The organism is Burkholderia sp. Ax-1720, assembly GCF_011753035.1.
Lineage (GTDB): Bacteria > Pseudomonadota > Gammaproteobacteria > Burkholderiales > Burkholderiaceae > Burkholderia > Burkholderia gladioli.
Window position 1 is genome coordinate 20,959 of record NZ_VWWK01000042.1, and the last position, 26,520, is coordinate 47,478.

Below are 26,520 nucleotides of genomic sequence, written 5' to 3' on the forward strand. Positions count from 1 at the left end.
ATGGCACTCGGCTACGGCTCGACCGCCACCGGCTCCACCTCGATGGCCATCGGCAACGGCGCCACCGCCACCGGCGTGTTTTCCACCGTGTTCGGCCACAACGCCGTGGCGACTGCCTCGAGCGCGATTGCAGTCGGCTCCGGTTCAAACGCGCAAGGCGTGGGCGCGTCCGCGATCGGCAACGACACGCTCGCGACCGGCAGCAGTGCCGTCGCGATCGGTGGCGGCAACAGCACCGGCAGCGGTGGCGCCACCGCGTCGGGTACAAGCTCGATCGCGATCGGCCGGTTCTCGGTCGCCACAGCCACCTCTGCGCTGGCTGCCGGGGCGGGAGCGACCGCATCGGACCAGTTCGCCGTGGCGCTGGGGCCCAACGCTTCCGCCCAGTATGCGAACAGCGTGGCGATCGGCTCGGGCAGCACCACCGCCGCGGCCGCGCCCACCACCACCGGTTTCCTGACCGGCCAGGCGGCGCCGACCTCGGAAGTGTCGGTGGGCTCGGCCACCGCGCTGCGGCGCATCACCAATGTCGCCGACGGCTCGGCGCCGACCGATGCCGTGACGGTTTCGCAGCTCAGCACCGGCCTGAGCACGACCACCAGCTCGATCGCCAGCCTGTCGACCTCGACCTCGAGCGGGCTCTCCACCACGAATAGCCGCGTCACGTCCCTGTCGTCGGGCTTGTCGTCGACGACGAGCTCCATCGGTTCGCTTTCGTCGGCGCTGTCGAGCACCAATAGCTCGGTGACGTCGTTGTCTTCGGGGGTGACTTCGATTTCCAGTGGGTTGTCGACGGCCAATAGCAATGTGGCTTCGTTGTCGTCGGGGGTGACCTCGATTTCCAGTGGCTTGTCGACGGCCAATAGCAACGTGGCTTCGTTGTCGTCGTCCACTTCGACCAGCGTCGGCTCGCTTTCCAGCGGCTTGTCCACCGCCAGCAGCAACGTCACCTCCCTTTCGTCGGGACTGAGTTCCACGAACAGCAATGTCACGTCCCTGTCTTCCGGGCTGTCCACCACCAGAAGCTCGGTGACCTCGCTGTCGTCCGGCTTGTCGAGCACCAACAGCTCGGTGACTTCGCTGTCATCCGGTGTAACGTCGATTTCCAGTGGGCTCTCGACGGCCAACAGCAACGTCGCGTCGCTCTCGTCGTCCACGTCGACCAGCGTCGAATCGCTCTCGACCGGCTTGTCCACCACCAGCAGCTCGGTGACTTCCCTGTCGTCGGGGCTGTCGAGCACCAATAGCTCGGTGACTTCGCTTTCGTCGGGGGTGACCTCGATTTCCAGTGGATTGTCGACGGCCAATAGCAACGTGGCTTCGTTGTCGTCGTCCACTTCGACCAGTGTGGGCTCGCTTTCCAGCGGCTTGTCTACCGCCAGCAGCTCGGTGACCTCCTTGTCGTCGGGCCTGTCGAGTACCAATAGCTCGGTGACTTCGCTTTCGTCGGGGGTGACCTCGATTTCCAGCGGCTTGTCGACGGCCAACAGCAACGTGGCTTCGTTGTCGTCGTCCACTTCGACCAGTGTGGGCTCGCTTTCCTCCGGCTTGTCCACCGCCAGCAGCTCGGTGACCTCTCTGTCGTCGGGGCTGTCGAGCACCAATAGCTCGGTGACTTCGCTTTCGTCGGGGGTGACTTCGATTTCCAGCGGGTTGTCGACGGCCAACAGCAACGTGGCTTCGTTGTCGTCGTCCACTTCGACCAGCGTCGGCTCGCTTTCCTCCGGCTTGTCCACCGCCAGCAGCTCGGTGACCTCTCTGTCGTCGGGGCTGTCGAGCACCAATAGCTCGGTGACTTCGCTTTCATCGGGGGTGACCTCGATTTCCAGCGGGCTGTCGACGGCCAACAGCAATGTCACTTCGCTTTCGAGCGGACTGAGCTCCACGAACAGCAATGTCACGTCGCTGTCTTCTGGTTTGTCCACGACCAGAAGCTCCGTGACCTCCCTGTCGTCCGGCCTCTCGAGTACCAATAGCTCGGTAACTTCGCTGTCATCCGGCGTGACCTCGATTTCCAGCGGCTTGTCGACGGCCAACAGCAACGTGGCTTCGTTGTCGTCGTCCACTTCGACCAGCGTTGAATCGCTCTCGACCGGGTTGTCCACGACCACCAGCTCGGTGACTTCCCTTTCGTCAGGACTGTCGAGCACCAACAGCACGGTGGCATCGTTGTCCTCGGGCGCGACGTCGATTTCCAGCGGGCTATCGACGATCACTAGCAACGTCACCTCGCTGTCGAGTGGATTGAGCTCCACTAACAGCAATGTCTCGTCGTTGTCCTCGTCCGTCTCCAGCGGTCTGTCGACGACAAACAGCAATGTCACTTCGCTGTCGAGTGGACTGAGCTCTACCAACAGCAATGTGTCGTCGCTGTCCTCGTCCGTCTCCAGCGGGCTGTCAACGACAAACAGCAATGTCACTTCGCTGTCGAGTGGACTGAGCACCACGAACAGTAATGTGTCGTCGTTGTCCTCGTCCGTCTCCAGCGGGCTGTCGACGACCAACAGCAACGTCACTTCGCTGTCGAGCGGACTGAGCTCCACCAACAGTAATGTGTCGTCGTTGTCTTCGTCCGTCTCCAGCGGTCTGTCGACGACTAACAGTAACGTCACTTCGCTGTCGTCTGGACTGAGCACCACGAACAGCAATGTCGGATCGCTGTCTTCGTCTGTCTCCAGCGGCCTGTCGACAACCAATAGCAACGTTACTTCGCTGTCTAGTGGATTGAGCTCCACAAACAGCAATGTGACGTCGCTGTCTTCGTCCGTTTCCAGCGGCCTGTCGACGACCAACAGTAACGTCACTTCGCTGTCGTCTGGACTGAGCTCCACGAACAGCAATGTGACGTCGCTGTCTTCGTCTGTCTCCAGCGGTCTGTCGACGACCAATAGCAACGTCACTTCTCTGTCGAGTGGATTGAGCTCCACCAACAGCAATGTGACGTCGCTGTCTTCGTCCGTTTCCAGCGGCCTGTCGACGACCAACAGTAACGTCACTTCGCTGTCGTCTGGACTGAGCTCCACAAACAGCAATGTGTCATCGCTGTCTTCGTCCGTCTCCAGCGGTCTGTCGACGACCAATAGCAACGTCACTTCGTTGTCGTCTGGACTGAGCTCCACAAACAGCAATGTCTCGTCGCTGTCCTCGTCCGTTTCCAGCGGTCTGTCGACGACTAACAGTAACGTCACTTCGCTGTCGAGCGGCCTCAGCTCGACCAATAGCAATGTCACTTCGTTGTCGTCCGGCCTGAGCTCCACCAACAGCAACGTCACCTCACTGTCGAGCGGCCTGAGCTCCACCAACAGCAATGTCTCGTCACTGTCTTCGTCCGTTTCCAGCGGTCTGTCGACGACTAACAGCAACGTCACTTCGCTGTCGTCTGGACTGAGCTCCACGAACAGCAATGTCGGATCGCTGTCTTCGTCCGTCTCCAGCGGTCTGTCGACGACCAATAGCAACGTCACTTCGCTGTCGTCTGGACTGAGCACCACGAACAGTAATGTGTCGTCGTTGTCCTCGTCCGTCTCCAGCGGTCTGTCGACGACCAATAGCAACGTCACTTCGCTGTCGTCTGGACTGAGCACCACGAACAGCAATGTGTCATCGCTGTCTTCGTCTGTATCCAGCGGTCTGTCGACGACCAATAGCAACGTCACTTCGTTGTCGTCTGGACTGAGCGCCACAAACAGCAATGTCTCGTCGCTGTCCTCGTCTGTATCCAGCGGTCTGTCGACAACCAACAGCAATGTTTCGTCGCTGTCCTCGTCCGTTTCCAGCGGTCTGTCGACGACTAACAGTAACGTCACTTCGCTGTCGAGCGGCCTCAGCTCGACTAATAGCAATGTCACTTCGTTGTCGTCCGGCCTGAGCTCCACCAACAGCAACATCACGTCACTGTCGTCCGGCCTTAGCTCCACCAACAGCAACGTCACCTCGCTGTCGTCAGGCCTGAGCTCCACCAACAGCAATGTCTCTTCGTTGTCGAGCGGCCTCAGTTCCACCAACAGCAATGTGTCATCGCTGTCTTCGTCCGTTTCCAGCGGCTTGTCGACGACGAACAGCAACGTGTCATCGCTGTCTTCGTCTGTCTCCAGCGGCCTGTCGACGACCAATAGCAACGTCGCCTCATTGTCGAGTGGATTGAGCTCCACCAACAGCAATGTGACGTCGCTGTCTTCGTCCGTTTCCAGTGGCCTGTCGACAACCAACAGCAACGTCACCTCGCTGTCGAGCGGCCTGAGCTCCACCAATAGCAACGTCACCTCGCTGTCGAGTGGATTGAGCTCCACCAACAGCAATGTGTCGTCGCTGTCTTCGTCCGTCTCCAGCGGTCTGTCGACGACCAACAGCAATGTCTCGTCGCTGTCCTCGTCCGTCTCCAGCGGTCTGTCAACGACCAACAGCAACGTCACTTCGTTGTCGAGCGGCCTGAGCTCCACCAACAGCAATGTGTCGTCGCTGTCTTCGTCCGTCTCCAGCGGTCTGTCGACGACCAACAGTAACGTCACTTCGCTGTCGTCTGGACTGAGCACCACCAACAGCAATGTGTCGTCGTTGTCTTCGTCCGTCTCCAGCGGCCTGTCGACGACCAATAGCAACGTCACCTCACTGTCGTCTGGCCTGAGCTCCACCAACAGCAACGTCACCTCACTGTCGAGCGGCCTCAGCTCTACCAATAGCAACGTCACCTCGCTGTCGAGCGGCCTGAGCTCCACCAACAGCAACGTCACTTCGCTGTCGTCAGGCCTGAGCTCCACCAACAGCAACGTCACTTCGCTGTCGTCAGGCCTGAGCTCCACCAACAGCAATGTCTCGTCGTTGTCGAGCGGCCTCAGTTCCACCAACAGCAATGTGTCATCGTTGTCTTCGTCCGTTTCCAGCGGCTTGTCGACGACGAACAGCAACGTGTCATCGCTGTCTTCGTCTGTCTCCAGCGGTCTGTCGACGACCAATAGCAACGTCACCTCATTGTCGAGTGGATTGAGCTCCACCAACAGCAATGTGTCTTCGCTGTCTTCGTCCGTTTCCAGCGGCCTGTCGACGACCAACAGCAATGTCTCGTCGCTGTCCTCGTCCATCTCTAGCGGTCTGTCAACGACCAACAGCAACGTCACCTCGTTGTCGAGTGGATTGAGCTCCACAAACAGCAATGTGTCATCGCTGTCTTCGTCAGTCTCTAGTGGCCTGTCGACAACCAATAGCAACGTCACATCTTTATCGACTTCGGTTTCGACAGGCATCAGCTCCCTTTCGACATCAGCGTCGACAGGTATCAGTTCACTGTCGACCGGCGTCAGCTCGCTCTCCACGACGATTGGCTCGCTGTCTACCGGTGTTGGCTCGCTGTCGACGGGGATCGGCTCGCTATCCACTGGGTTAAGCAACACGAACAGCACTGTTTCGTCCTTGTCGTCTTCGACTTCGACAAGCGTTGGATCACTGTCGACAGGACTGTCAACGACAACGAGCAATGTCACCTCGCTGTCGAGCGGCCTGAGCTCCACCAACAGCAATGTCACGTCACTGTCGTCCGGCCTGAGCTCGACCAACAGCAACGTCACCTCGCTGTCGTCTGGCCTCAGCTCTACCAACAGCAACGTCACTTCGCTGTCGAGCGGCCTCAGTTCCACCAATAGCAACGTCACCTCGCTGTCGTCTGGCCTGAGCTCCACCAACAGTAATGTCACGTCACTGTCGTCCGGCTTGAGCTCGACCAACAGCAATGTTTCGTCGCTGTCCTCGTCCGTCTCCAGCGGTCTGTCGACCACCAACAGCAACGTCTCGTCACTGTCCTCGTCCGTTTCCAGCGGTCTGTCGACGACTAACAGTAACGTCACTTCGCTGTCGAGCGGCCTCAGCTCCACCAACAGCAACGTCACTTCGTTGTCGTCTGGACTGAGCTCCACCAACAGCAACGTCACGTCGCTGTCGTCTGGCCTGAGCTCCACTAACAGCAATGTCTCGTCGCTGTCCTCGTCCGTCTCCAGCGGTCTGTCGACGACCAACAGCAATGTCTCGTCGCTGTCTTCATCCGTTTCTAGCGGTCTGTCGACGACCAACAGCAACGTCACTTCGCTGTCGTCCGGCCTGAGCTCCACCAACAGCAATGTGTCGTCGTTGTCTTCGTCCGTCTCCAGCGGCCTGTCCACGACCAACAGCAATGTCACTTCGCTGTCGAGCGGCCTCAGCTCCACCAACAGCAACGTCACCTCGCTGTCGTCCGGACTGAGCTCCACCAACAGCAATGTTTCCTCGCTGTCGAGCGGCCTCAGCTCCACCAACAGCAATGTCACTTCGCTGTCGTCCGGACTGAGCTCCACCAACAGCAATGTGTCGTCGCTGTCCTCGTCCGTCTCCAGCGGTCTGTCGACAACCAACAGCAATGTCACGTCACTGTCGTCCGGCTTGAGCTCCACCAACAGCAATGTGTCGTCGCTTTCCTCGTCTGTCTCCAGCGGCCTGTCCACGACCAATAGCAACGTCACTTCGCTGTCGTCCGGACTGAGCTCTACCAACAGCAATGTGTCGTCGCTGTCCTCGTCCGTCTCTAGCGGTCTGTCAACGACCAACAGCAACGTCACTTCGTTGTCGAGCGGCCTTAGCTCCACCAACAGCAACGTCACCTCGCTGTCGAGCGGCCTCAGCTCCACCAACAGCAATGTCTCGTCGCTGTCTTCGTCCGTCTCCAGCGGTCTGTCGACGACCAACAGCAACGTCACTTCGCTGTCGTCCGGACTGAGTTCCACCAACAGCAATGTCACTTCGTTGTCGTCCGGCCTCAGCTCTACCAACAGCAATGTCTCGTCGCTGTCCTCGTCAGTCTCTAGCGGTCTGTCGACGACTAACAGCAACGTCTCGTCGCTGTCGAGCGGCCTCAGCTCCACCAACAGCAATGTCTCGTCACTGTCTTCGTCCGTCTCCAGCGGTCTGTCGACGACCAACAGCAACGTCACTTCGCTGTCGTCCGGCCTGAGCTCCACCAATAGCAATGTCACGTCACTGTCGTCCGGCTTGAGCTCCACCAACAGCAATGTTTCGTCGCTGTCCTCATCTGTCTCCAGCGGCCTGTCCACGACCAATAGCAACGTCACCTCGCTGTCGTCCGGACTGAGTTCCACCAACAGCAACGTCACTTCGCTGTCGTCCGGCCTCAGCTCCACCAATAGCAATGTCACCTCGCTGTCGTCCGGCCTGAGCTCCACCAACAGCAACGTCACTTCGCTGTCGTCCGGCCTCAGCTCTACCAACAGCAATGTCTCGTCTCTGTCCTCGTCCGTCTCCAGCGGTCTGTCGACGACAAACAGCAACGTCTCGTCGCTGTCGAGCGGCCTCAGCTCCACCAACAGCAACGTCACCTCGCTGTCGAGCGGCCTTAGCTCCACCAACAGCAACGTCACTTCGCTGTCGTCAGGCTTGAGTTCCACCAACAGCAATGTCACCTCGCTGTCGTCCGGCCTCAGCTCCACCAACAGCAACGTCACCTCGCTGTCGTCCGGCCTCAGCTCCACCAACAGCAACGTCACCTCGCTGTCGTCCGGCCTGAGCTCGACCAACAGCAACGTCACTTCGCTGTCGTCCGGCCTGAGCTCCACCAACAGCAATGTCACTTCGCTGTCGTCCGGCCTCAGCTCTACCAACAGCAATGTCTCCTCGCTGTCGAGCGGCCTCAGCTCCACCAACAGCAACGTCACCTCGCTTTCGAGCGGCCTCAGCTCCACCAACAGCAATGTCACTTCGCTGTCGTCCGGCCTGAGCTCCACCAACAGCAACGTCTCCTCGCTGTCGTCCGGCCTCAGCTCCACCAACAGCAACATCGGCTCGCTGTCGTCTTCGACCTCGACCAGCGTCGGCTCACTCTCCACCGGCCTCTCGACCGCCAACAGCAACGTCACCTCGCTGTCGTCCGGCCTCAGCTCCACCAACAGCAACATCACTTCGCTGTCGTCCTCGACCTCGACCAGCGTTGGCTCGCTGTCCACCGGCCTCTCGACCACCAACAGCAACGTCACTTCGCTGTCGAGCGGCCTCAGCTCCACCAACAGCAACATCAGCTCGCTGTCGTCTTCGACCTCGACCAGCGTCGGCTCGCTCTCCACCGGACTCTCGACCACCAACAGCAACGTCTCTTCGCTGTCGTCCGGCCTCAGCTCCACCAACAGCAACATCGGCTCGCTGTCGTCCTCGACCTCGACCAGCATCGGCTCGCTGTCCACCGGTCTGTCCTCGACCACCAGCAGCATCGGCTCCCTGTCGACGGCAACCGGTTCGCTGTCCACCGGCCTGGTGCAGACCAACAGCAACGTCGCCTCGCTGTCGACGTCCACCTCGTCGAGCGTCAGCTCGCTGTCGACCTCGGTCAGCTCGATCGCCAACTCGTCGGGCAAGATCGGCAACAGCGTGGCTTCGGCACTGGGCGGCGGCTCGACCTACGACCCGGCCACCGGCACGCTGACGGCACCGACCTACACGACCTACAAGGCCAACGGCACCACCGCGAACGTCAACAACGTCGGCGATGCGCTCGACAGCATCAACTCGAACGGCATCAAGTACTTCCACACCAACTCGACGGGCGCGGATTCGATCGCCACCGGCGTGGACAGCGTCGCGATCGGCCCGAACGCCGTCGCGAACATCGACAACTCGGTGGCCATCGGCAGCGGTTCGATCACCACCACGGCGGTGCCGGTGATTTCGGCGACGGTCGGCGGCATCACCTTCGGCAACTTCGCCGGCAGCAACCCGGCCGGCACGGTGAACATCGGCGCGCCCGGTTTCGAACGGCAGTTGACGGGCCTCGCCGCCGGCCGGATCTCGGCCACCAGCACCGACGCGGTAAACGGCAGCCAGCTGTTCCAGACCAATGCAGCGGTGGCCTCGCTGTCGAGCAGCCTGAGCAGCGCGGCCGGCGCGTTCTCGAGCTCGGTGGCCTCGCTGTCCACCTCGACCTCGACTTCGCTGAACGCGCTGTCCTCGTCCACCTCCACCTCGCTGAGCTCGCTCTCGACGGGGGTGTCCACGACCAACAGTTCGGTCTCCTCGCTGTCCACCTCGACCTCGACCACCACCGGCTCGCTGTCCACCGGCCTGTCGAACACGAGCAGCAGCGTGACGTCGCTGTCGACCGCCACCTCGACCAGCATCGGCTCGCTGTCCACCAGCCTGTCGTCGACCAACAACTCGGTCACCTCGCTGTCCTCGAGCCTCGGCACGGTCAGCTCCCAGGTGGCCTCGCTGTCCACCACGGCGGCCAACAACACCACGCGCTCGCTGAGCGCCGGCGGTTACGCGGCCGACATGTCGGCGCCGGGCGCGCAGGCGCCGTCGGTCAGCGCCGGCTCGAACTCGGTGGCGCTCGGCCAGGGCTCGACCGATGGCGGCCGATCCAACGTGGTGTCGGTCGGCAGCTCGACCCAGCAACGCCAGATCACCAACGTCGCGGCGGGCACGGAAGGCACGGACGCAGTCAACCTCAACCAGTTGAATGCGCTGTCGACTTCTATGTCACAATCCTTCTCCGGCCAGCAAAGCCAGCTCAACCTGCTCGGTTCGCAGCTCGCGCAGACCCAGCAGGCGGTCCAGCAGACCAACCAGATGGCACGGCAGGGGATCGCCGCCGCCACGGCGCTGACGATGCTGCCGCAGGTGGAGCCCGGCAAGACCGTCAACATGGCGATCGGTGTCGCGCGCTTCGCCGGCGAGTCCGGCATGGCGTTCGGCGCAAGCGCGCACGTGACGACCAACGGCATTCTGAAACTGGGCATCGGCGTCTCGGGCCAGAACAAGACGTACGGTGTCGGATATGGATACAGCTGGTGATCGAATCCTTGCCATCGTCCCCCGCGGGGGAACCTGACAGGCGCCTGACCGTCGGCATCTCGCTGTTCGCGAGAGACGGCCAGGCGATCTGGGAAAACGGTATTCATCAGAACATCGCCTTCCTGGCGATGATGCTCCGCAAATCCGGCCGCATCGGCCGGATTTATTTCCTCAACGGCGGGGATGCCAAGCAGATCCCCACCGGCCTCGATTTCGGCGGACTCGACGTCGAACTGGTCAATCCGCGCGACGTCTCGCACCAGCTCGACGTGGTGATCGAGATGGGCGCCCAGTTGCAGGTGGATTGGCTCAAGTACATGAAGACGCTGGGCAAGAAGCTGATCATGTGCTTCGTCGGCAATGTCTACGCCGGCCTCTGCGAAACGCCGATCTTCAACCAGCCGTCGGGCCACATCTTCAACGGCGGCCCCTACGACGAAGTCTGGATCCTGCCCAAGGACGACAAGACGGCCAAGCCGCTGCTGCGCACGCTGATGCGCGCGCCGGTCTATTCCATGCCGCATATCTGGTCGCCGCATTTCGTCGATCGCCGCATCGCCGCGCTCGCGCAGGAAGGCATCCAGTTCGGCTACCAGGCGGGCCGCCGCACCGACTGGCGGCTCGCGATCCTCGAACCGAACATCTCGGTGGTGAAGAGCTGCCACTACCCGATGCTGGTCGCCGACGAGTTCTACCGCGCGCAGCCCGATGCGGTGAAGCACATGTTCGTGATCAACTCGATGCACATGAAGGAGCACAGCACCTTCGTGCATTTCGCGAACAGCCTCGACCTGGTGCGCCACCACAAGGCCACCTTCGAGCCGCGCGTCGAGCTGCCCTCGTTCCTGGCCCAGCACACCGACGCGGTGATCTCCCACCAGTGGGAGAACCCGCAGAACTACCTCTATTACGACGTGCTGTACGGCGCCTATCCGCTGATCCACAATTCGCCGATGCTGGGCGACGCCGGCTACTACTATCCGGAGTTCGATTCGGCCACGGGCGGGCGCGTGCTGCACCAGGCCTGGCGCGAGCACGACGCCAACCTCGACAGCTACCGCGCGAAGGCAAACGCCCTGCTGCAGCGCGTGTCGATCGATAATCCGGCGAACCTCGACGCCTACGTCGAGCGCCTCCTGGCCTGACCGATTTCCGCGGGAGAACCTGCATGTCCGATATTCCCGTCCGTGATCTTCCGAACGGCGGCAAGCGTCTCGTCGTGGGCGTCTCGCTCTATGTGCGCGGCGCCGGCCAGTCGCTGTGGGAAAACGGGATTTTCCAGAATTGCCTGCTGCTGGTGCTGCTGCTGCGCCAGTCGCCGCTGGTCGGCGAGGTGCTGATGGTGAACGGCGGCAACAACGAATCCGCCGATCCGCAGATGATGCTCGACGAGTGGCAGGTGCCGCTGGTCTCGATGGACGAGGCCATGACGCGCTGCGACGTGCTGATCGAGATGAGCGCGCAGTTCAACGCGAACTGGATCGCGGCCTTCCGCGAGCGCGGCGGCAAGGTGGTGACGATGCGCGTGGGCAACGACTACGTGATCGACATCGAGCGCGCGATGTTCGACAAACCCTCGGGCTTCCTGTTTTCCGGCGCGCGCTACGACGGCGTCTGGACCATCCCCGAGTTCGAACACTCGTGCCGCCACTACCTCGAATCGGGCCTGCGCCGCGAGGTCACGATCGTGCCGCACATCTGGCATCCGATGCTGTTCGACAAGGCGCGCAACCAGCTCGAGGAAGGCCGTTCCTACGGCTACCAGCCGGGCCGTTCGCGCTGGCGCGTGACGATGTTCGAACCGAATATCTGCATGGTGAAGACCAGCATCATCCCGATGCTGATCGCCGAGGCGGCCTATCGCGAGCAGCCCGCCTTCGTCGAGTTCGTGCGCGTGTGCAACACGCTGCACATGAAGGACCACACGACCTTCGTGCATTTCGCGCGCAGCCTCGACATCGTCAACCACAGCCTGGCGACCTTCGAGGGGCGTTTCGCGATCTACGAGTTCATGTCGCATCACGGCGACGTGGTGATCTCCCATACCTGGGAAAACGCCCAGAACTACCTCTATTACGAACTGCTGTACGGCGGCTACCCGCTGGTCCACAACTCGCCCTTCCTGGGCCCCTGCGGCTACTACTACCCGGATTTCGACTGCGAGGAAGGCGGCCGCCAGTTGCTGCGCGCGTTCCGCGAGCACGACGCGAACCTCGAGGCTTACCGCGAGCACGCGGCCCATCTGCTGCACTCGGTCGACATCCACAACCCGGACAACGTCGCCGCCTACACGGAAGCGCTGGCCGCGCTCTATCGCTGAGGCAGCGCCCTAGCCAACTCGCCACATCGACTTCGAACCCGGAGGCCACTTGAAATCGATCTTCGTCCGCTGCGCCACACTCGCCACGCTCGGCGCCCTCGCCGCCTTCGCCCAGCTCGCGCAGGCCCAGACGCCGGCGCCGGCCGCCGCGGCAGCCGGCAATGCGCCGACGCTCTCGCTCGCGCCCGTCAACGCGGGTACCTCGGCCGACGAGCTGCTGCGCAACGCCGACTTCGCACTCCAGATGATCGATACGGGCCGCTTCCACGACCTCTACACCGACGTGGCGCCGTTCGTGAAGCAGCGCTACGACGAGCAGCATTTCTCCGACGACACGCGCCAGTCGCGTCAACTGGTCGGTGCCATCAAGAGCCGCGGCTGGGCCGCCGTCACGCGCATCATCTACACGGGCGCCAAGGACGTGCCCGACGGCCTCTATGCCAACGTCGACTACGCCACCACGCAGACCTCGGGCAAGGTGGTCTACGAGAAGGTCAGCTTCCGCCTCGAGAACGACGGCCGCTGGCACCTGACGGGCTACGTGCCGCGCGTCGCGCAAGGGCCGATTCCGGGCAGCCAGTAAGCCCGCGGCGCCTCACGACCGGGGGGCCTGCTCAGGCCTCCTCCTCGCCGTCGAAGTGCGGCTTCAGCAGCGCCTCGATCCAGTCCATGAAGGCCCGCACCCGGCGCGACAGGTTGCGCCGGTGCGCCACCACGAACCAGACCGGCAGCGAGGCCGGACGATACTCGGGCAGCACCTCCACCAGCTCGCCGCTTTCCAGGTAGGACAGCAGCCGCCAGCGGCTCGCCTGGATCAGCCCGATGCCGGCCAGCCCCGCCGCGTGATAGGTCTGCACGCTGTTGACGCTGAGCGCGCAAGGCAGCGCCAGCGTGGCGGGCCGCCCGCGCTCGACGTAGTCCCACACGGTCGGCCGGTTGGCGAAGCTCATGGTGTAGTTGACCAGCCGATGGCCCTGGGTGGCCAGTTCGCGCAGGTTGCGCGGCACGCCATGGCGGGCGAGGTATTCAGGGCTCGCCGCGTTCACCATGCGCAGGCTGCCGAGCCGCCGCGCCACCAGCGATTCGTCGACGATCCCGCCGATCCGCAGCACGCAATCGATGCCCTCCTGGATCAGGTCGACGCGCCGGTCGGTGCTCGACACCTCCAGCGCCAGTTCCGGATGCATCGCGATGAACCCGGGCAGCGCCGGCACCAGCACGCTGCGCGCGATCTCGCTGGGCAGGTCCACGCGCAGGCGCCCGCGCAGCGGCACGTCGTGCTCGCTGGTGAACATCGACTGCAGCGCCTCGGCATCGGCCAGCAGGTCCTGGGCGCGCTGGTAGAAGGCGTGGCCGTCCTCGGTCAGTTGCACGGTGCGCGTGGAGCGATGCAGCAGCCGCGCGCCGATCTCCGCCTCCAGCGCGCGCACCGTGTTCGAGGCGCGCCCCTTCTGGATGCCGAGGCTTTCCGCGGCACGCGTGAAGCTCGCCATCTCGGCCACCCTGACGAAGATCCGCAGCGCATCCAGGTTCTGCATTGTGATGTTTGAAAATAACAGTGCGTTCAGATTGGCGCACTTTATCGCATCGAGCCGGGGGCGCATAGTGAGCGACTCACGGCCGGCGCCGCCGGCTGAACGACGGAGAACACGATGCGTTACAACCAGCTTGGCAATACCGGACTGTTCGTGTCCGAGATCTGTCTCGGCACGATGACCTTCGGCCGCTCGGGCCAGGACGGCATGTGGGGCAACATCGCCGGCATGGACCAGGCCACGGCCGACGCGATCGTCGAGCGCAGCCTCGCCGCCGGCGTCAACTTCATCGATACCGCCGACATCTACTCGTTCGGCGAATCGGAGGAGATGCTGGGCCAATCGCTGAAGAACCTGTCGGTACCGCGCAAGAACGTGGTGCTGGCCACCAAGCTGTACAACCCGATGAGCAGCGGCCCGAACGATCGCGGCACCTCGCGCGTGCACATCATCAACTCGATCGAGGCCAGCCTCGAGCGCCTGCAGACGGACTACATCGACCTCTACCAGATCCACGCCAACGACACGGTCACGCCGATCGAGGAAATGCTGCGCACCTTCGACGACCTGATCTCGCGCGGCCTGGTCCGCTACATCGGCGTGTCGAACTGGCAGGCCTGGCGCATCGCCAAGGCGCTCGGCGTGGCCGAGCGGCACGGCTACGCGCGTTTCGAATCGGTGCAGGCCTACTACTCGATCGCCGGCCGCGACCTCGAACGCGAGATGGTGCCGATGATGAACGAGGAGAAGGTCGGCCTGATGGTCTGGTCGCCGCTGGCGGGCGGGCTGCTGTCGGGCAAGTACGGCCCGGGCTCGAACGACAACGAAGGCCGCCGCGCCACCTTCGATTTCCCGCCGGTCGACAAGGATCGCGCCTGGGCCTGCGTGGCCGCGATGCGTCCGATCGCCGAGAAGCACGGCGCGAGCGTGGCCGCGGTGGCGCTGGCCTATGTGCTCGCCAAGCCCTTCGTGACGACGGTGATCGTCGGCGGCAAGCGGCTCGAACAGATCGAGCAGAACCTCGGCGCGGTCAAGCTGAAGCTCGACGCCGAGGACCTCGCCAAGCTCGACGAGGCCAGCGCGCTGGCGCCCGAGTATCCGGGCTGGATGCTGTCGCGCCAGGCGGTCCATCGCGTGCCGCAGCCGTTCGAGCCGAAGGCCTGAACGAAAAGCGGGGCCGACCTCGGGCGGCTCTCGTGAAAACGGGCCGGCGCCGCTGTGAAGCGGCGCCGGCCCGTGTCGCTTGCCGTCGGCGCGAAGCCGGGGTCAGCCAGCCCTCGTCAGGCAGCCGGGAAGTCGGTGCTCCGGGTCAGATCCTTCCACTGCTCGAACCCGCTGCGCAGCGATTCGAGCTTGGTCTGCGCAAGTTGATAGGCATCCGAACCAAGCAGCAGGCGCAGCGGCGGATGCTCGGCTTCCACGGCGCGGATGATCGCCGCCGCGCCGCGCACCGGGTCTCCCGGCTGCGTGCCCGAATAGGCGCGTGCCTGGGCACGGCGCTTGCCGGCCGTCTCCGCGTAATCGTCGATCACGATCTTCGACTCGATCACCGAGCGGCCCGCCCAGTCGGTGCGGAAGCGCCCCGGCTCGACGATCGTCACGTGGATGCCGAGCGGCCCGACCTCGGCCGCCAGCGACTCCGAGAAGCCTTCCACGGCATGCTTCGAGGCATGGTAGTAACCGGTCGCCGCGAAGGCCATCAGCCCGCCGATCGACGATACGTTGACCACGTGTCCATGCCGGCGCGCGCGCATGCCGGGCAGCACGTGGCGCGTCAGCGAGAACAGGCCGAACACGTTGGTCTCGAACTGGCGGCGGATCTCGGCGTCCTCGCCCTCCTCGATCGCCGAGAAATAGCCGTAGCCGGCATTGTTGACCAGCACGTCGATGCGGCCGAACTTCGCCTCGGCATCCGCCACGGCCCGGCCGATGGTGGCCTCGTCGGTGACGTCGAGCGGCAGCACCAGCGCGCGCTCGCCATACGGCGCGGCGAGCGCCGCCAGCTTGCCCGGATCGCGCGCCGTCAGCACCGCGCGGCCGCCCTGCTCGAGCACCTGGCGGGCCAGTTCATGGCCGAAACCCGTCGAACATCCCGTAATGAACCAGACGTCTTCTTTCTTCATCACCACTCCTTGGGAAAGATCGGATCGACAGCCGGCAGCCCGGCTGCATGAGACGTATGTTGCGCCGCGGCGCGCCGGCGGCGCCAGCGAGATCGCACCAATCTTTTGCGCGATCCTGCCAATCGCATCGGCAGGATCACGAAGCATCGGCCGCGCCGTTGCACGATCCTGCCGAATGCCTTAGGGTGACGCGATCCGCCGAAACGAGCGCCGGCTCGCCAGGCCCCAGTGGAGACGACCATGGACCCCTTGCTCGACCCGATACGCGATGCGATCGAACGCCATTGCGCCTCGCCGCACCAGGCCACGCCCATCCCTGGCCTGACGATCTTCCGCATGACCAGCACCACGCCGCCCGATCGCGCGCTCTACAACCCGCGCCTGCTGCTGATCGTGCAGGGCGCGAAGTCGGTGGCGCTCGGCGAGCTGTCGTTCCGCGCCACGCCGGCCAACTTCCTGCTGGTGACCGTCAACATCCCCGTCACCACCCAGATCGAGGTGACGCCCGACGGCCGCCCGCATCTCGCGCTGACGCTGAGCCTGGATCGCGCCTTGCTCGCCGAGGTGCTGCAGCGCGTGGCGGCCGAACCGGTGGCCACCGCCTCGCCGGCCGCGCTGGCGGCCGCGCCGATGACCGATGCGCTGCTCGAGCCCTTCTCGCGCCTGCTGCGGCTGCTCGACCATCCCGAGGAGATCGACTTCATGGCGCCGCTGATCGTGCGCGAGATCTACTACCGCCTGCTGACGGGCGCGCTCGGCGAGACGCTCACGCAGTTCGCGCTGAACAGCTCGCACGTGGCGAAGATCGGCCGCGTCACGGACTGGATCAAGCATCACTATGCCGAGCCGATGAGCATCGAGGCGCTCGCCGAGCTGGCCGGCATGAGCGTCACCTCCTTCCATCGCCACTTCAAGAACCTCACCTCGATGACGCCGATCCAGTACCGGATGCAGATCCGCCTGCGCGAGGCGAGGCGCATGCTGATTTCGGAAGGGGAAGGCGCCGGGGCGATCGGCCTGAAGGTGGGCTACGAGAGCCAGTCGCAGTTCAGCCGCGACTACAAGCGCCTGTTCGGCGCGCCGCCCGCGAGCGACACGGCGCGGCTCGCCAATGGACGATAACAACGGGCGATAGCGGGGGAAAGGAGCAACGGGGATGACGAGGGCGGCCGGCGATGGCCGCCCTGCTTCGCCTCAGGCGGCCGAGCCGTTCACCAGGTTGGCGAGCAGCAGGTCGTAGTCGGCCACCAGGGCCGGGTTCTTCGAGGTATAGCGGCGCAGCAGTTCACGCTGGCGCCGCGCATAGTGCTCCCAGTCGGCGTCGTGCTCGCGCAGCACGCGCGCGAGCAGCCCGGCGCCGGCCTGCACGTCGTTCTCGGGGTAGTAGTAGCCGAGGTCCTGCACCAGGTGCGCGTTGTGGACCAGAGGATAACCCTGCCAGGCCACGTCGAAATAGAAGTAGTTGAGCGGGTTTTCCCATTGGTGCGAGACCACCACGTCGGTGAACTCGGCCAGGAACATCGGCGTGTCGTAGCGACCGACGAAGCTGGCCTTGCTGGCGCGCACGATCTCGAGGTAATTCATCAGCATCACGAACTCCTGGCTGTGATGCGCGATGTGCTCGGCATTGGTGACGTGCGTAAACGAGATCGCCTCGGGGTCGCGCCGGAACACCTCGTCGATGATCAGCATCGGGTAGAGGCAGAACTTCACCACGTCGTGGTTCGGCTCCATCACCGTCAGGCGTTTCGCCGCCTGGCCGCTGGGCCGGTACTCGCCGTTCTCGCGCAGCGGCCGCGCGCGCTCGGTGAGGAACATCGGATCCCAGACGAAGGGCACCACGCGCCCCGGGCAGCGCCGCAGCGATTGCAGGAAGGGCAGCGAGGACGGCGCGATCTGCGGGATCGCCCAGATCTCGTCGTAGCCGCGATTGATGAACAGCGTGTCCCACAGCTTGCGGCCGAACAGGATCGATTGCGTGGCGTGGATGTATTCGAAGCCGCAGCAGTAGCTGACGATCTTCACGCCGCGCGCCTTCAGGTAGGCGGTCTGCTCGCCGTCGATCTGCCCGCCCAGCTCGATCAGCACGTCGAGCGAATCCTTCATCTCGGTGAAACTGCGCGTCTCGAAGATCCTGCGATCCCAGGGCAGCGCGTCGCTGAGCGCGACGTCGGTGGTGTTGACCAGGGTCACGCGATAGCCGCGCGAGGATTTCATCAGCAGCTTCGCGAGATAGAGCGCGTTCTGCTTGATGCCGTTGATCCAGAGGCTTTCGTTCGGCTCGCGCAGGCCGATCGTGATACCGATACGCAGGCCGTTCAAATCGACAGGAGCAGTCATTATGGGCGGGCGAAAAAGATGTCGCGGTGCGGCGCGCACGCAATGCCGGCGCTGCATGGCCGGCCGCGCACTGGCCTGGGTTCAGGGCCGCAGTCTAACCGAGCCGCCGCGCCTGGACTGTCATAAATGGTCACAGGATACGCCGCCGGCCGCCCGGGCACGAGCCGCGCCCGGAAGCCCGGTTGCTCGATGGCATGGCGAGGCGCGCGAGCGTTGCCGCGTGCCTTCGTTCGTGCCCCGCCCTGCCGATCAGTAATGCCGGGTGCCGCGCACGTTGACGGCCGTATCGAACAACTCCTGCGCGCGGGCCAGCTCGTCCAGCGCGTGGTCGAGCCGCGATTGCGCGGCCGCGTATTCGGCGCTTCGCGCGCCCTCCTCCTGATCGCCGCGCACCGCGCGGAAAGCGAGATCGACGTTGCGCGTCGCCTCGACGTAACGCTGGGCGGCAAGCGCCTCGCGCGAATGAGCACCATGAGCCATCAACCGTCCTCCTCGGGCTCGCCCGTCGGCAAGCCAGCGGCGGGCGTCCAGGGAGGAACGCCCGCGGGCATCAATCCCGCTCGCCGCGCCGCGCCCGAAGGCTGCGGCAGCGGAAGCGACTTCCGGACCGGTCCGTCATTCGATCGCGCGGCCAGGCCGCTCGACGCTAGAGCAGCAGCTTGCCCTGGCCATGGCCAGGCGTGCCGAATGCGGGCTCCGGATCGGGCGCGGGAAGCTCGAACAGGTCGCGCGTGATACCGCGCGCATGTTCGGCCGGCGGGCGGGCTCGCAGCCGCTTCACGAAATCCGTGTAGACGGCCGCCGGCTCCACCGCCGGCAAGTCGAACAGGTCGCGCGTGAAGCCGCGCGACTGTGCCTCGGCCGAACGCCCGCGCAGGCGCCCGACCAACTCGACATAGGTTTCAAAATCGCCGTCGCGCGCGGCCTTGTTCACGCGCGCGAGATCGCGTGCCTTGATCACCGAGGGCTCGGCCAGGCGCACCGTGTAGGGCGCGTCGAGCTCGACCGACAGCGCGACCGGATAGCTGCGCGCGCCGGGCTCGGCCGTGCGCGCCACGCAATCGACCACCACCGCCGACTGCGCCGCGCCGAGCGGCTTGCCGGTGACGGCGCTGCGCAGGTTCTCGGGCGTCACGCGCAGGCGCGTGCCGACGCCGAGCGGCGCTGCCGAGGCGCAGACCAGCGCGTAGTGCTGCTCGCGACGGCGCCCCGAAGGCAGCGTCGCGCGGCTGGTGATGAAGCTGTAGGGCGGCAGTTGGCGCACCTGGCCGCCGGCATCGACCCAGGCGTTCCAGAGCAGCATGCGCCCCGGGTTGACCACCGGCGCGCGGCTCACCACCGGCGTGAACAGCGCGACCAGCGAACCGGCGCGATGCGCGGCCACCTGCACGCTGCTGCCCAGCGACTGCCCGATGCCCCACAGAAACCGCCCGCCGCCGAGCCGACGCTCCCACTCCTTGCGGAGCACGGTGGTCGAGAGATCCTCGCCGAATTCGGCGCCGATCCGGGTCCAGCAAAACGTCGGGGGCAGGTGTTTCAGTGTCATCAACTCTCTCGGGTACCGCGGCCCGATCTTGCGATGGGGCATTTCAATAAGCGCTACTGTATAGTTATAATGCATGACATGGAAGCCCCAGACACCAATTTTTCCGTTCAGGAGCTGCTCGACAAGCTTCGTGGAGATCCGCGCTCATCCAGCGAGATAGCGCGGCTTTGCGGCGTCAGCCAGCCTACCGTGTCGCGGCTTCGCCTGTCCGATGGGCAGCGTCTTCGTCGCAGCGAACCATTCATCAAGTTATGCACTTTCTACGGAATGGAGGCCCCTGCCTCGGGCATGCGCACCGGCAGTTACGACGAGCGCCTGCGTGAGGCGATCGTCGAGGCCTGGGACGGCTCGGACGAGCACGGCCGCGCGCTGATGGTGGTGATCCAGGGGCTCAAGGGGCTCGGCGGCAAGCCGGGATAGCGCGGCGTCACGCGCGGCGCGGCGGCTCGCTCGAGCCGAAGAAGGGAAGGAAGAATGCGACGCGGCCGGGCTGGCCGCGTCGGCGCATCGATCGAGGCATGAATCGATTCGATCGATCGCGATGGCCGCGTCGCCCCGGCGCCTGGCCGGGGGCACGCGGCCGCTGGTCAGAACATCGTGTTGCCGTTGGCCGATTCGGCCGGCACGTCCTGGATCACGTCCCAGTGCTCGACGATCCTGCCGCCCTGCACGCGGAAGATGTCCACCACGGCCTGGCCGCGATCGGCCGGCCCGTCGGTCGAATGCACATGCAGGAACACCAGGTCGCCGGCGCTGCCGCTGCGCACGATCCTCGCCCTCGATCGAGGGTGCTCCTTGAAATAACCCGTGAAGAACTCGACGAACGGCGCCTTGCCGTCCGGCACGCCGGGATTGTGCTGCCGGTAGTCGGGCGCCACCACGGCGGCGGCATGCTGCACGTCGTGCTGGTTGAAGAAGCGCTCGTAGAAGTCGATCACGAGCCGGCGGTTGCCCTCCTCCTCGGCCAGGTTGCGGGGCGCCGCCGGTTGCGCCGCCACGGCGACGGTCGAAACCAGCAGGCCGCAGCCGATCAGGGCAGCGGACAGGAAGCGCGGGATACGTCGCATGAGAATCTCCTCGGCAGAAAACCGGAATATACGTGCACCGCGCGCCAGCGGCGAGCCGCCCGCCATCGAGCTCAGCTGCGGCGGCAACGCTGCGCCTGGCTCAGTTCGCGCAGCGTGCCCAGCGCGCGGCCATATTCCGCGTCGAACTCGGGCCGCTCGAAAATGGATCGCGGCGGCGTGCCGTCCGCCTGCCGTTGAGGCTTCGCCGCGCCCTCCTCGGGCCGGCTGCCGGCCACGTAGTAGACGTAGCGCGAGGCACCGCCCTTGCAGATCCGCGTGACCGCTTCCACCTTGCGATCGGCGATCAGCTGCTGCATCAGCGCCACCACGCGCGGCCCGCTCGACTTCCGCGTCCTGGCCAACGCCGCCGCGCTGTGCGGCACGCCCGGCGTCATGCAGGCCAGCAGCGCGACCAGGTCGCGTCGATAGGTTTCGTCGGCACGCGCGCGCCGCCGTTGCCGTGCCTGCTCGGCATGGGCGCTCGCCTGCTGCGCGTCGTGCTCGGCGGGCGGCGGCGGCATCAGCTCGGCGCGACGCGAACGCGCCTTGTCGCTGGCGTAGTAGCGGATCCGCGCGTGACGCGCGGAATCGAGCTTGTCGCGCCGCACGACCACCAGGCTCTCGGCGATCAGGCGGCCCAGCAGGATCTTCACGCGCGGCGTGGTCACGCCCAGGCGGCTGGCCAGTTGATGGGCCTCGTAACCGTGCTCGCCGTCGAGCATCACGAGGAGGTCGCGGCCGCTGACGCGGGTCGCGGCGAGTGCGTCGAGCGGCGCGGATGTATTGGCGGTCATGGGTTCGGGCTCGGTGAGGACGGAGGGGATTCGATCCGCCGGAGCGCCTTGCCGCCGGGCGCTCCGGTTTCGGTCTGGCGCCATGCGGCGCGCCGTTGCGCTACCTGGCCGGAATCGGCGAGTCGGAAAAGCTCGTGACGTCGGGCCCGTATTGCAGCGTGGCCACCGCTCGGCGCAGCACGCCGTAGTCGACGGTTTGGCCCTGCGCGTCATGCGCCTGCCCGCGCCAGAACACCTGGCCGGCGGCGGGCACCGCATCCTTGAGCAGGTCGTTCACCTTGCGCTCCCAGGTATAGCTGTCCAGCAGCGCGTTGTCGTTCCACACGGCGATCTGGCCGCCGCTCGGCGCGTTGGCGCCGGTGGCCTGGCTCCATTTGGCGTACAGCGTGTCGCCCTTGATGCCGTCCGGATTGAAGTAGCTCGGGCCGAACGGCACGATGTACCAGTCGCCGTAGGATTCGGTCCACTGGTAGCCCTTGTCCGCCCAGTTGATCGAGGCCTCGCTGCCCCAGTTGATCCAGCGCTGGATGATGAAGGACTTGTCGAGCCGCGGCAGGTAGCTCGCGTCGCCCCACATCTCGACGCGCTTGTGCTTCGACTGCAGGAACCTGCCTAGCTGGTTCAGGTAGTCGACCTGGCTCGCCGTGGTGATGCTGCCCGAGTTGACATTGACCTCGTCGCCGCCGATATGCACGATCGAGGACCGGAACCAGGGCAGGAATTCGCCGAACACCGATTCGACATATTTCAGCGTTGCCGGCTTGGTCGGATCGATGGTGCCGCCGGGCGGCGTATCGCCGACATAGGCGATCGCGGGATTGGCCGCGGCGAAGGCGCCGGCATGCCCCGGCGTGTCGAATTCCGGCACGATCCGCACGTGATGGGCGGCGGCGATCGTCTCCAGCTTGTCCCAGTCGTCGCGCGTGTAGACCAGGCCATCGGCGGGCACCAAGCCGACGAATTCCGGCTTGTCGCTCTTCAGGCGGAAGGCGCGCAAACCCCAACTGCCGTCCTTCGCCTTGGCCTGGTCGTTCAGGTGCAGGTGCAGCGTGTTGAGCTTGTACCAACCCATGAAGCGCAGGTAGGCCGCGAGGAAATCGACGCTCGCGTACTTGCGGCCGACGTCGAACATGATGCTACGCTCCGCGTAGCGCGGCACGTCCACCGCGAAGCCACGCGTCACCCGCAAATGCGCGCCCGCGGCGGCGCCGTCCAGCGAGAGCATCTGCAGCAGCGTCTGCGTCGCGTAGAACACGCCAGCCGCGCCCTTGCCGCGCAGCACCGCGTGGTCCTCCAGATCGAGGCTGTAGCCCTCCTCGCCGAGTTGGGCAGCGCTCGCGCCGCAAGGCGCGAGGCTCAGCACGATGTCCCCGGCGGCCGGCGTGGCGGCCCGGCTCACGATCGGAAGAGCGAGACCGGACACGGTCTTCAGTTGTGCCTGGAACTGCGTGGCGGTATCCGCGAGCGCGGCCGCGTCGGCCGGGTCGACCAGGATCCGGCTGCCGGCGTCGAAGCTCAGCGTGCCGTTGCCGCCGGTCCAGTCGCGCAAGGTGGGAATCACCATCGGCTTGGCATTGGCGCCGGCCGGCGCCTGGCCCAGCTCGGCCTCGCTGCAGGCCAGCGGGGCCGCCGCTGCCGGCCGGCTCGCGCCGGATGCGGCGAGCGCCGCGCCTTGGCCGCCGAGCGCGACCAGACCGCCGGCCAGCAGCATCGACAGCCAGGATGTCATCGAACGCGGAATACGCATCGGACCTTCCCTCTCTCTCAGGTTCATGGAGGCGACGGCCACGCTTCGAGGTGGCTTCGTTCGCGCGCACTACTTCGCAATGCGAAGCAATTCGAGTGCATTCACAACCAGCGAAAATCGCTTCCCATCGGCATCACGCGTGGCTTGCTTCGACGGAGAAACAGGCTGGATACGACAGCCGCGGCCCGCGAATCCTGGCCCGCGAATGGCTCGTACCAGTTTGATACCAGCGTAACGTACACGCTTCGTTTTTCATTGGCAATGAAAAATCGACGGCACGGCCGGCAAGCGAGGAAGGTCGGCGCCGCCCCGGCGCGCCGCGGGATTCGGCACGCCGGGCGGCGGGCAACGACATTATGTTTCGGCTCCGGGCCAATGCTCGCGCATCGTGCCCGGATTGACCACCGGGAGCAGGAAGTCCCGCCTTCAGTGCGAGATCTTCTCGAGCGCGATGCCCTTGGTGCGGGGGCCCATCAGGCCGATCGAGGCCATCACGATCAGCATCGCGGCGGAGATGAAGGCGAACACGCCGGCCGTGCCGAAGCCGTTCAGCACCGAGGCGATCACGAACGAGGTGAAGATCGCCGAGAAGCGGCTCCACGAATAGACGAAGCCCACCGCGCGCGCGCGGATCGCGGTGGGGAACAGCTCGGCCTGATAGGCGTGGAAGCTGTAGGACATGATGTTGTTGGCGAGCGTGAGGCCGATGCCGAGCAGCACCAGCACGCCGGCCGTGCCGCTCTGGCTGAACAGCAGCCCGCAGACGATCGCCGCGCCCGCCATCGCCACGATCACGCTCTTGCGCTCGAAGCGGTCGCCGATCGCCAGGCCGATCAGCGGGCCGATCGGCGCGGCCAAGGCAATCACGCTCGAATACATCAGGCTGGTGGTGATCGTGATGCCCTGCTTGATCAGCAAGGTCGGCACCCAGTTCGCGAAACCGTAGAAGCCGACGGTCTGGAACACGTTGAAGATCGTCATCATCACGGTGCGCTTGCGATACGGCGCCACCCACATGTCGCGGAAGCTGCCGCGCGCGATCACCGGCTCGCTCGGGCCCGGCGGCGGCAGCGGCCGGCCGTATTCGGCCTCGACCTTGCGCTCCAGCTCGCGCATCACCTGGTCGGCTTCCTCGAGGCGGCCCTGCTGGGCGAGCCAGCGCGGGCTTTCCGGCAGCGCGCGGCGGATCCACCAGACGAAGATCGCGGCATGCGCGCCGATCAGCACCACCCAGCGCCAGCCGTCCAGGCCGAGCGGCGCATGCGGCACCAGCAGGTAGGCGAGGAAGGCCACCACCGGCACCGCGCAGAAGCCGACCGCCTGCTCGCAGGCGAAAGCGCGACCGCGGATCTCCTTGGGCACCAGCTCGGAGATGTAGGTGCCGATCGTCACCATCTCCACGCCGAGCCCGAGGCCGACCACGAAGCGCCAGAAGTTCAGGCCCGCGGCGCTGTCCTGGAAGGCCATCACGATGTTGGCGGCGGTGTACCAGAGCAGCGACCAGGTGAACACGGCGCGCCGCCCGAAGCGGTCGGCCAGGAAGCCGCAGGAGATGGTGCCGATGAACAGGCCCGCGAACAGCGCGGCGATGAAGCTCGCCACCCCCGTGGTGCCGAACAGGCCATGCGTGGAGGCCGAGAGGATGCCGCTCTTCACCAGGCCCGGCGCGACGTAGCCGCTGTAGAGCAGGTCGTAGAGCTCGAAGAAGAAACCGAGGCTCAGCAGCGCGACCAGCTTCCAGACGGTGCGCGTGGGCGGCAGGCGGTCGAGGCGCGCCGCGATCGCGCCGGCGTCGATGGGCGCCGCGGCGGTGAAGGCGGTGGATGAGGGTCGATCGGTGGAAGCCATGGCGGCGTGTCTCCGGTGCGGTCTTGTCGTCGCGACCGGCTCGCCTCGATGCGGCGGCGGCCGGTCCGTCGCGCATTGTACCGGCTGGCCGGGCGGCCCGAGCGTGCCGAGCGTGCCGAGCGCGCCGAACGCGCTGAACGCGCTGAACGCGCCGAGCGCGCCGAGCGCGCCGAGCGTGCCGAACACGCCGAACGCGCCGAACGCGCCGAACGCGCCGAACGCGCCGAACGCGCCGAACGCGGCAGGCGCGTCGCGCCCTGCCGCGCCGGATCGCTCAAGCGGCCTTCGCCGGCGCGGGCCGCTTCAGCAGGCCGATCAGCAGCGCCGTCGCCACGGTGCCGGCCACGATCGCCAGCGTGTAGGTGCCCAGGTGCGTGACCGCGTTCGGGATCGGCAGCACGAAGATGCCGCCGTGCGGCACCTTCAGCTCGACGCCGGCCGCCATCGAGATCGCGCCGGTGATCGCCGAGCCGACGATGCACGACGGAATCACCCGCATCGGGTCGCGCGCCGCGAACGGAATCGCGCCCTCGGTGATGAAGGCGATGCCAAGCACGGCGGCCGCGTTGCCGGCCTCGCGCTCCTCGACGCCGAAGCGCGAGCGAAACAGCCAGGTGGCCAGCGCGATGCCCAGCGGCGGCGTCATGCCGGCCGCCATGGTGGCCGCCATCGGCGTATAGACCTGGCTCGCGATCAGCCCGGCGCTGAAGGCATAGGCGGCCTTGTTGACGGGGCCGCCCATGTCCACCGCCATCATCCCGCCGAGGATCGCGCCGAGCACCACTGCGCTGCCCGACTGCATCGAGCGCAGCCAGCCTTCCAGCGCATGCAGGGCGGCCGCCACCGGCGTGCCCACCACGTAGAGCATCAGCAGGCCGACGATCAGCGTCGACAGCAGCGGGATGATCAGCACCGGCTTCAGCCCTTCCAGGTTGCGGTGCAGCCGCAGGTGGCGATTGATCAGCAGTGCCGCGTAACCGGCCAGGAAGCCCGACACGATGCCGCCGAGAAAACCGGCGCCGAGGCTCGCGGCCAGCATCCCGCCGACCATGCCTGGCGCGATGCCGGGCCGGTCCGCGATCGAGTAGGCGATATAGCCCGACAGCGCCGGCACGATCAGCGCGAAGGCCGATTTCGCGCCGATCTGGAACAGCGACCAGGCCAGCGTGCCCTTGTGCGCGTCGTCGAAGGCGTAGATGCCGCCCAGCGCGAAGGACAGCGCGATCAGCAGGCCGCCCGCCACCACGAAGGGCAGCATGAAGGACACGCCCGTCATCAGGTGGCGATAGGCGCCGGGCGCCTTCGCGTTGCGGGCCTGCTTGGCCGCCGCGGCCTGGTCGGCCAGCGAGGCGCCGGCCGCGGACGCGGCGCCCGGCGCGGC

General features: G+C 65.4%; 18 protein-coding genes. 7 read left to right on the top strand and 11 right to left on the bottom strand.

Features of this window, described 5'->3' with window-relative positions; genetic code table 11:
• Positions 1-11: 11 nt before the first annotated feature.
• Positions 12-8,393 (bottom strand): hypothetical protein, encoded by an 8,382-nt coding sequence (locus F3J18_RS38655; RefSeq protein WP_345892519.1) that lies wholly within the window; start codon positions 8,391-8,393, stop codon positions 12-14.
• Here F3J18_RS38655 and F3J18_RS38660 point away from each other — a divergent pair.
• From F3J18_RS38660 to F3J18_RS15275, 4 genes are read left to right on the top strand one after another with little or no spacing between them, the layout of a single operon-like run.
• Complete coding sequence (locus F3J18_RS38660; protein ID WP_345892520.1) at positions 8,284-9,819, top strand: YadA-like family protein; 1,536 nt, start codon at positions 8,284-8,286, stop codon at positions 9,817-9,819. The two genes, F3J18_RS38655 and F3J18_RS38660, sit on opposite strands and share 110 nt — an antisense overlap.
• Positions 9,816-10,964, top strand: coding sequence for a DUF2827 domain-containing protein (locus F3J18_RS15265; protein WP_013689421.1), 1,149 nt, complete (start codon positions 9,816-9,818; stop codon positions 10,962-10,964). The genes F3J18_RS38660 and F3J18_RS15265 overlap by 4 nt, the downstream gene beginning before the upstream one ends.
• Positions 10,965-10,987: 23 nt before the next feature.
• Positions 10,988-12,139 (top strand): DUF2827 domain-containing protein, encoded by a 1,152-nt coding sequence (locus F3J18_RS15270; protein WP_025101104.1) that lies wholly within the window; start codon positions 10,988-10,990, stop codon positions 12,137-12,139.
• A gap of 49 nt (positions 12,140-12,188) precedes the next feature.
• A complete protein-coding gene (locus tag F3J18_RS15275; RefSeq protein WP_025101103.1) occupies positions 12,189-12,722 on the top strand; it encodes a DUF4019 domain-containing protein in 534 nt (177 codons plus the stop codon).
• Positions 12,723-12,753: 31 nt separating this feature from the next.
• Here F3J18_RS15275 and F3J18_RS15280 read toward each other — a convergent pair whose 3' ends face one another.
• The gene (locus F3J18_RS15280; RefSeq protein WP_025101102.1) at positions 12,754-13,677 is read right to left on the bottom strand and encodes a LysR family transcriptional regulator; all 924 of its coding nucleotides are present in this window, start codon (positions 13,675-13,677) and stop codon (positions 12,754-12,756) included.
• Between the two features lie 114 nt (positions 13,678-13,791).
• Here F3J18_RS15280 and F3J18_RS15285 point away from each other — a divergent pair, with 114 nt between their 5' ends.
• Positions 13,792-14,838, top strand: coding sequence for an aldo/keto reductase (locus tag F3J18_RS15285; RefSeq protein WP_025101101.1), 1,047 nt, complete (start codon positions 13,792-13,794; stop codon positions 14,836-14,838).
• Between the two features lie 116 nt (positions 14,839-14,954).
• On the opposite strand, the gene F3J18_RS15290 is transcribed toward F3J18_RS15285, so the two are convergent.
• Entirely contained in the window at positions 14,955-15,797 is an 843-nt protein-coding gene (locus F3J18_RS15290; protein ID WP_166913239.1) for an oxidoreductase, read from the bottom strand.
• A gap of 240 nt (positions 15,798-16,037) precedes the next feature.
• Between F3J18_RS15290 and F3J18_RS15295 the strand changes: the two genes are divergently transcribed.
• Positions 16,038-16,919, top strand: coding sequence for an AraC family transcriptional regulator (locus F3J18_RS15295; protein WP_166913240.1), 882 nt, complete (start codon positions 16,038-16,040; stop codon positions 16,917-16,919).
• A 72-nt stretch (positions 16,920-16,991) separates the two neighbouring features.
• Here the strand turns inward: F3J18_RS15295 and F3J18_RS15300 are convergent, their stop codons facing one another.
• From F3J18_RS15300 to F3J18_RS15310, 3 genes are all read right to left on the bottom strand, one after another.
• Entirely contained in the window at positions 16,992-18,137 is a 1,146-nt protein-coding gene (locus tag F3J18_RS15300) for a DUF2827 domain-containing protein (RefSeq protein WP_096752548.1), read from the bottom strand.
• 249 nt (positions 18,138-18,386) lie between these two features.
• Entirely contained in the window at positions 18,387-18,617 is a 231-nt protein-coding gene (locus tag F3J18_RS15305; protein ID WP_013689413.1) for a hypothetical protein, read from the bottom strand.
• Between the two features lie 166 nt (positions 18,618-18,783).
• Positions 18,784-19,683 (bottom strand): hypothetical protein, encoded by a 900-nt coding sequence (locus F3J18_RS15310; RefSeq protein ID WP_025101098.1) that lies wholly within the window; start codon positions 19,681-19,683, stop codon positions 18,784-18,786.
• 78 nt (positions 19,684-19,761) lie between these two features.
• Here F3J18_RS15310 and F3J18_RS15315 point away from each other — a divergent pair, with 78 nt between their 5' ends.
• On the top strand, positions 19,762-20,103 hold the full coding sequence (locus F3J18_RS15315; RefSeq protein WP_025101097.1) for an ArsR family transcriptional regulator: 342 nt from the start codon (positions 19,762-19,764) through the stop codon (positions 20,101-20,103).
• A 167-nt stretch (positions 20,104-20,270) separates the two neighbouring features.
• On the opposite strand, the gene F3J18_RS15320 is transcribed toward F3J18_RS15315, so the two are convergent.
• The 5 genes from F3J18_RS15320 to F3J18_RS15340 form a co-directional block, all read right to left on the bottom strand.
• Complete coding sequence (locus tag F3J18_RS15320) at positions 20,271-20,750, bottom strand: nuclear transport factor 2 family protein (protein WP_166913241.1); 480 nt, start codon at positions 20,748-20,750, stop codon at positions 20,271-20,273.
• 71 nt (positions 20,751-20,821) lie between these two features.
• A complete protein-coding gene (locus F3J18_RS15325) occupies positions 20,822-21,544 on the bottom strand; it encodes a hypothetical protein (protein WP_166913242.1) in 723 nt (240 codons plus the stop codon).
• 100 nt (positions 21,545-21,644) lie between these two features.
• Entirely contained in the window at positions 21,645-23,291 is a 1,647-nt protein-coding gene (locus F3J18_RS15330; protein WP_166913243.1) for a beta-N-acetylhexosaminidase, read from the bottom strand.
• Positions 23,292-23,717: 426 nt separating this feature from the next.
• Positions 23,718-25,139 (bottom strand): MFS transporter, encoded by a 1,422-nt coding sequence (locus F3J18_RS15335; RefSeq protein ID WP_025101093.1) that lies wholly within the window; start codon positions 25,137-25,139, stop codon positions 23,718-23,720.
• Positions 25,140-25,413: 274 nt separating this feature from the next.
• Positions 25,414-26,520: fructose-specific PTS transporter subunit EIIC (locus tag F3J18_RS15340; protein ID WP_240156397.1), on the bottom strand; the 1,107-nt coding region annotated here is incomplete at its 5' end.

Excerpts from the sequence above, each read along its gene's own strand:
- F3J18_RS15270 (WP_025101104.1), top strand. The coding sequence starts at position 10,988 with ATGTCCGATATTCCCGTCCGTGATCTTCCGAACGGCGGCAAGCGTCTC.
- F3J18_RS15280 (WP_025101102.1), bottom strand. The coding sequence starts at position 13,677 with ATGCAGAACCTGGATGCGCTGCGGATCTTCGTCAGGGTGGCCGAGATG.
- F3J18_RS15285 (WP_025101101.1), top strand. The coding sequence starts at position 13,792 with ATGCGTTACAACCAGCTTGGCAATACCGGACTGTTCGTGTCCGAGATC.
- F3J18_RS15290 (WP_166913239.1), bottom strand. The coding sequence starts at position 15,797 with ATGAAGAAAGAAGACGTCTGGTTCATTACGGGATGTTCGACGGGTTTC.
- F3J18_RS15295 (WP_166913240.1), top strand. The coding sequence starts at position 16,038 with ATGGACCCCTTGCTCGACCCGATACGCGATGCGATCGAACGCCATTGC.
- F3J18_RS15300 (WP_096752548.1), bottom strand. The coding sequence starts at position 18,137 with ATGACTGCTCCTGTCGATTTGAACGGCCTGCGTATCGGTATCACGATC.
- F3J18_RS15305 (WP_013689413.1), bottom strand. The coding sequence starts at position 18,617 with ATGGCTCATGGTGCTCATTCGCGCGAGGCGCTTGCCGCCCAGCGTTAC.
- F3J18_RS15310 (WP_025101098.1), bottom strand. The coding sequence starts at position 19,683 with ATGACACTGAAACACCTGCCCCCGACGTTTTGCTGGACCCGGATCGGC.
- F3J18_RS15315 (WP_025101097.1), top strand. The coding sequence starts at position 19,762 with ATGGAAGCCCCAGACACCAATTTTTCCGTTCAGGAGCTGCTCGACAAG.
- F3J18_RS15320 (WP_166913241.1), bottom strand. The coding sequence starts at position 20,750 with ATGCGACGTATCCCGCGCTTCCTGTCCGCTGCCCTGATCGGCTGCGGC.
- F3J18_RS15325 (WP_166913242.1), bottom strand. The coding sequence starts at position 21,544 with ATGACCGCCAATACATCCGCGCCGCTCGACGCACTCGCCGCGACCCGC.
- F3J18_RS15330 (WP_166913243.1), bottom strand. The coding sequence starts at position 23,291 with ATGCGTATTCCGCGTTCGATGACATCCTGGCTGTCGATGCTGCTGGCC.
- F3J18_RS15335 (WP_025101093.1), bottom strand. The coding sequence starts at position 25,139 with ATGGCTTCCACCGATCGACCCTCATCCACCGCCTTCACCGCCGCGGCG.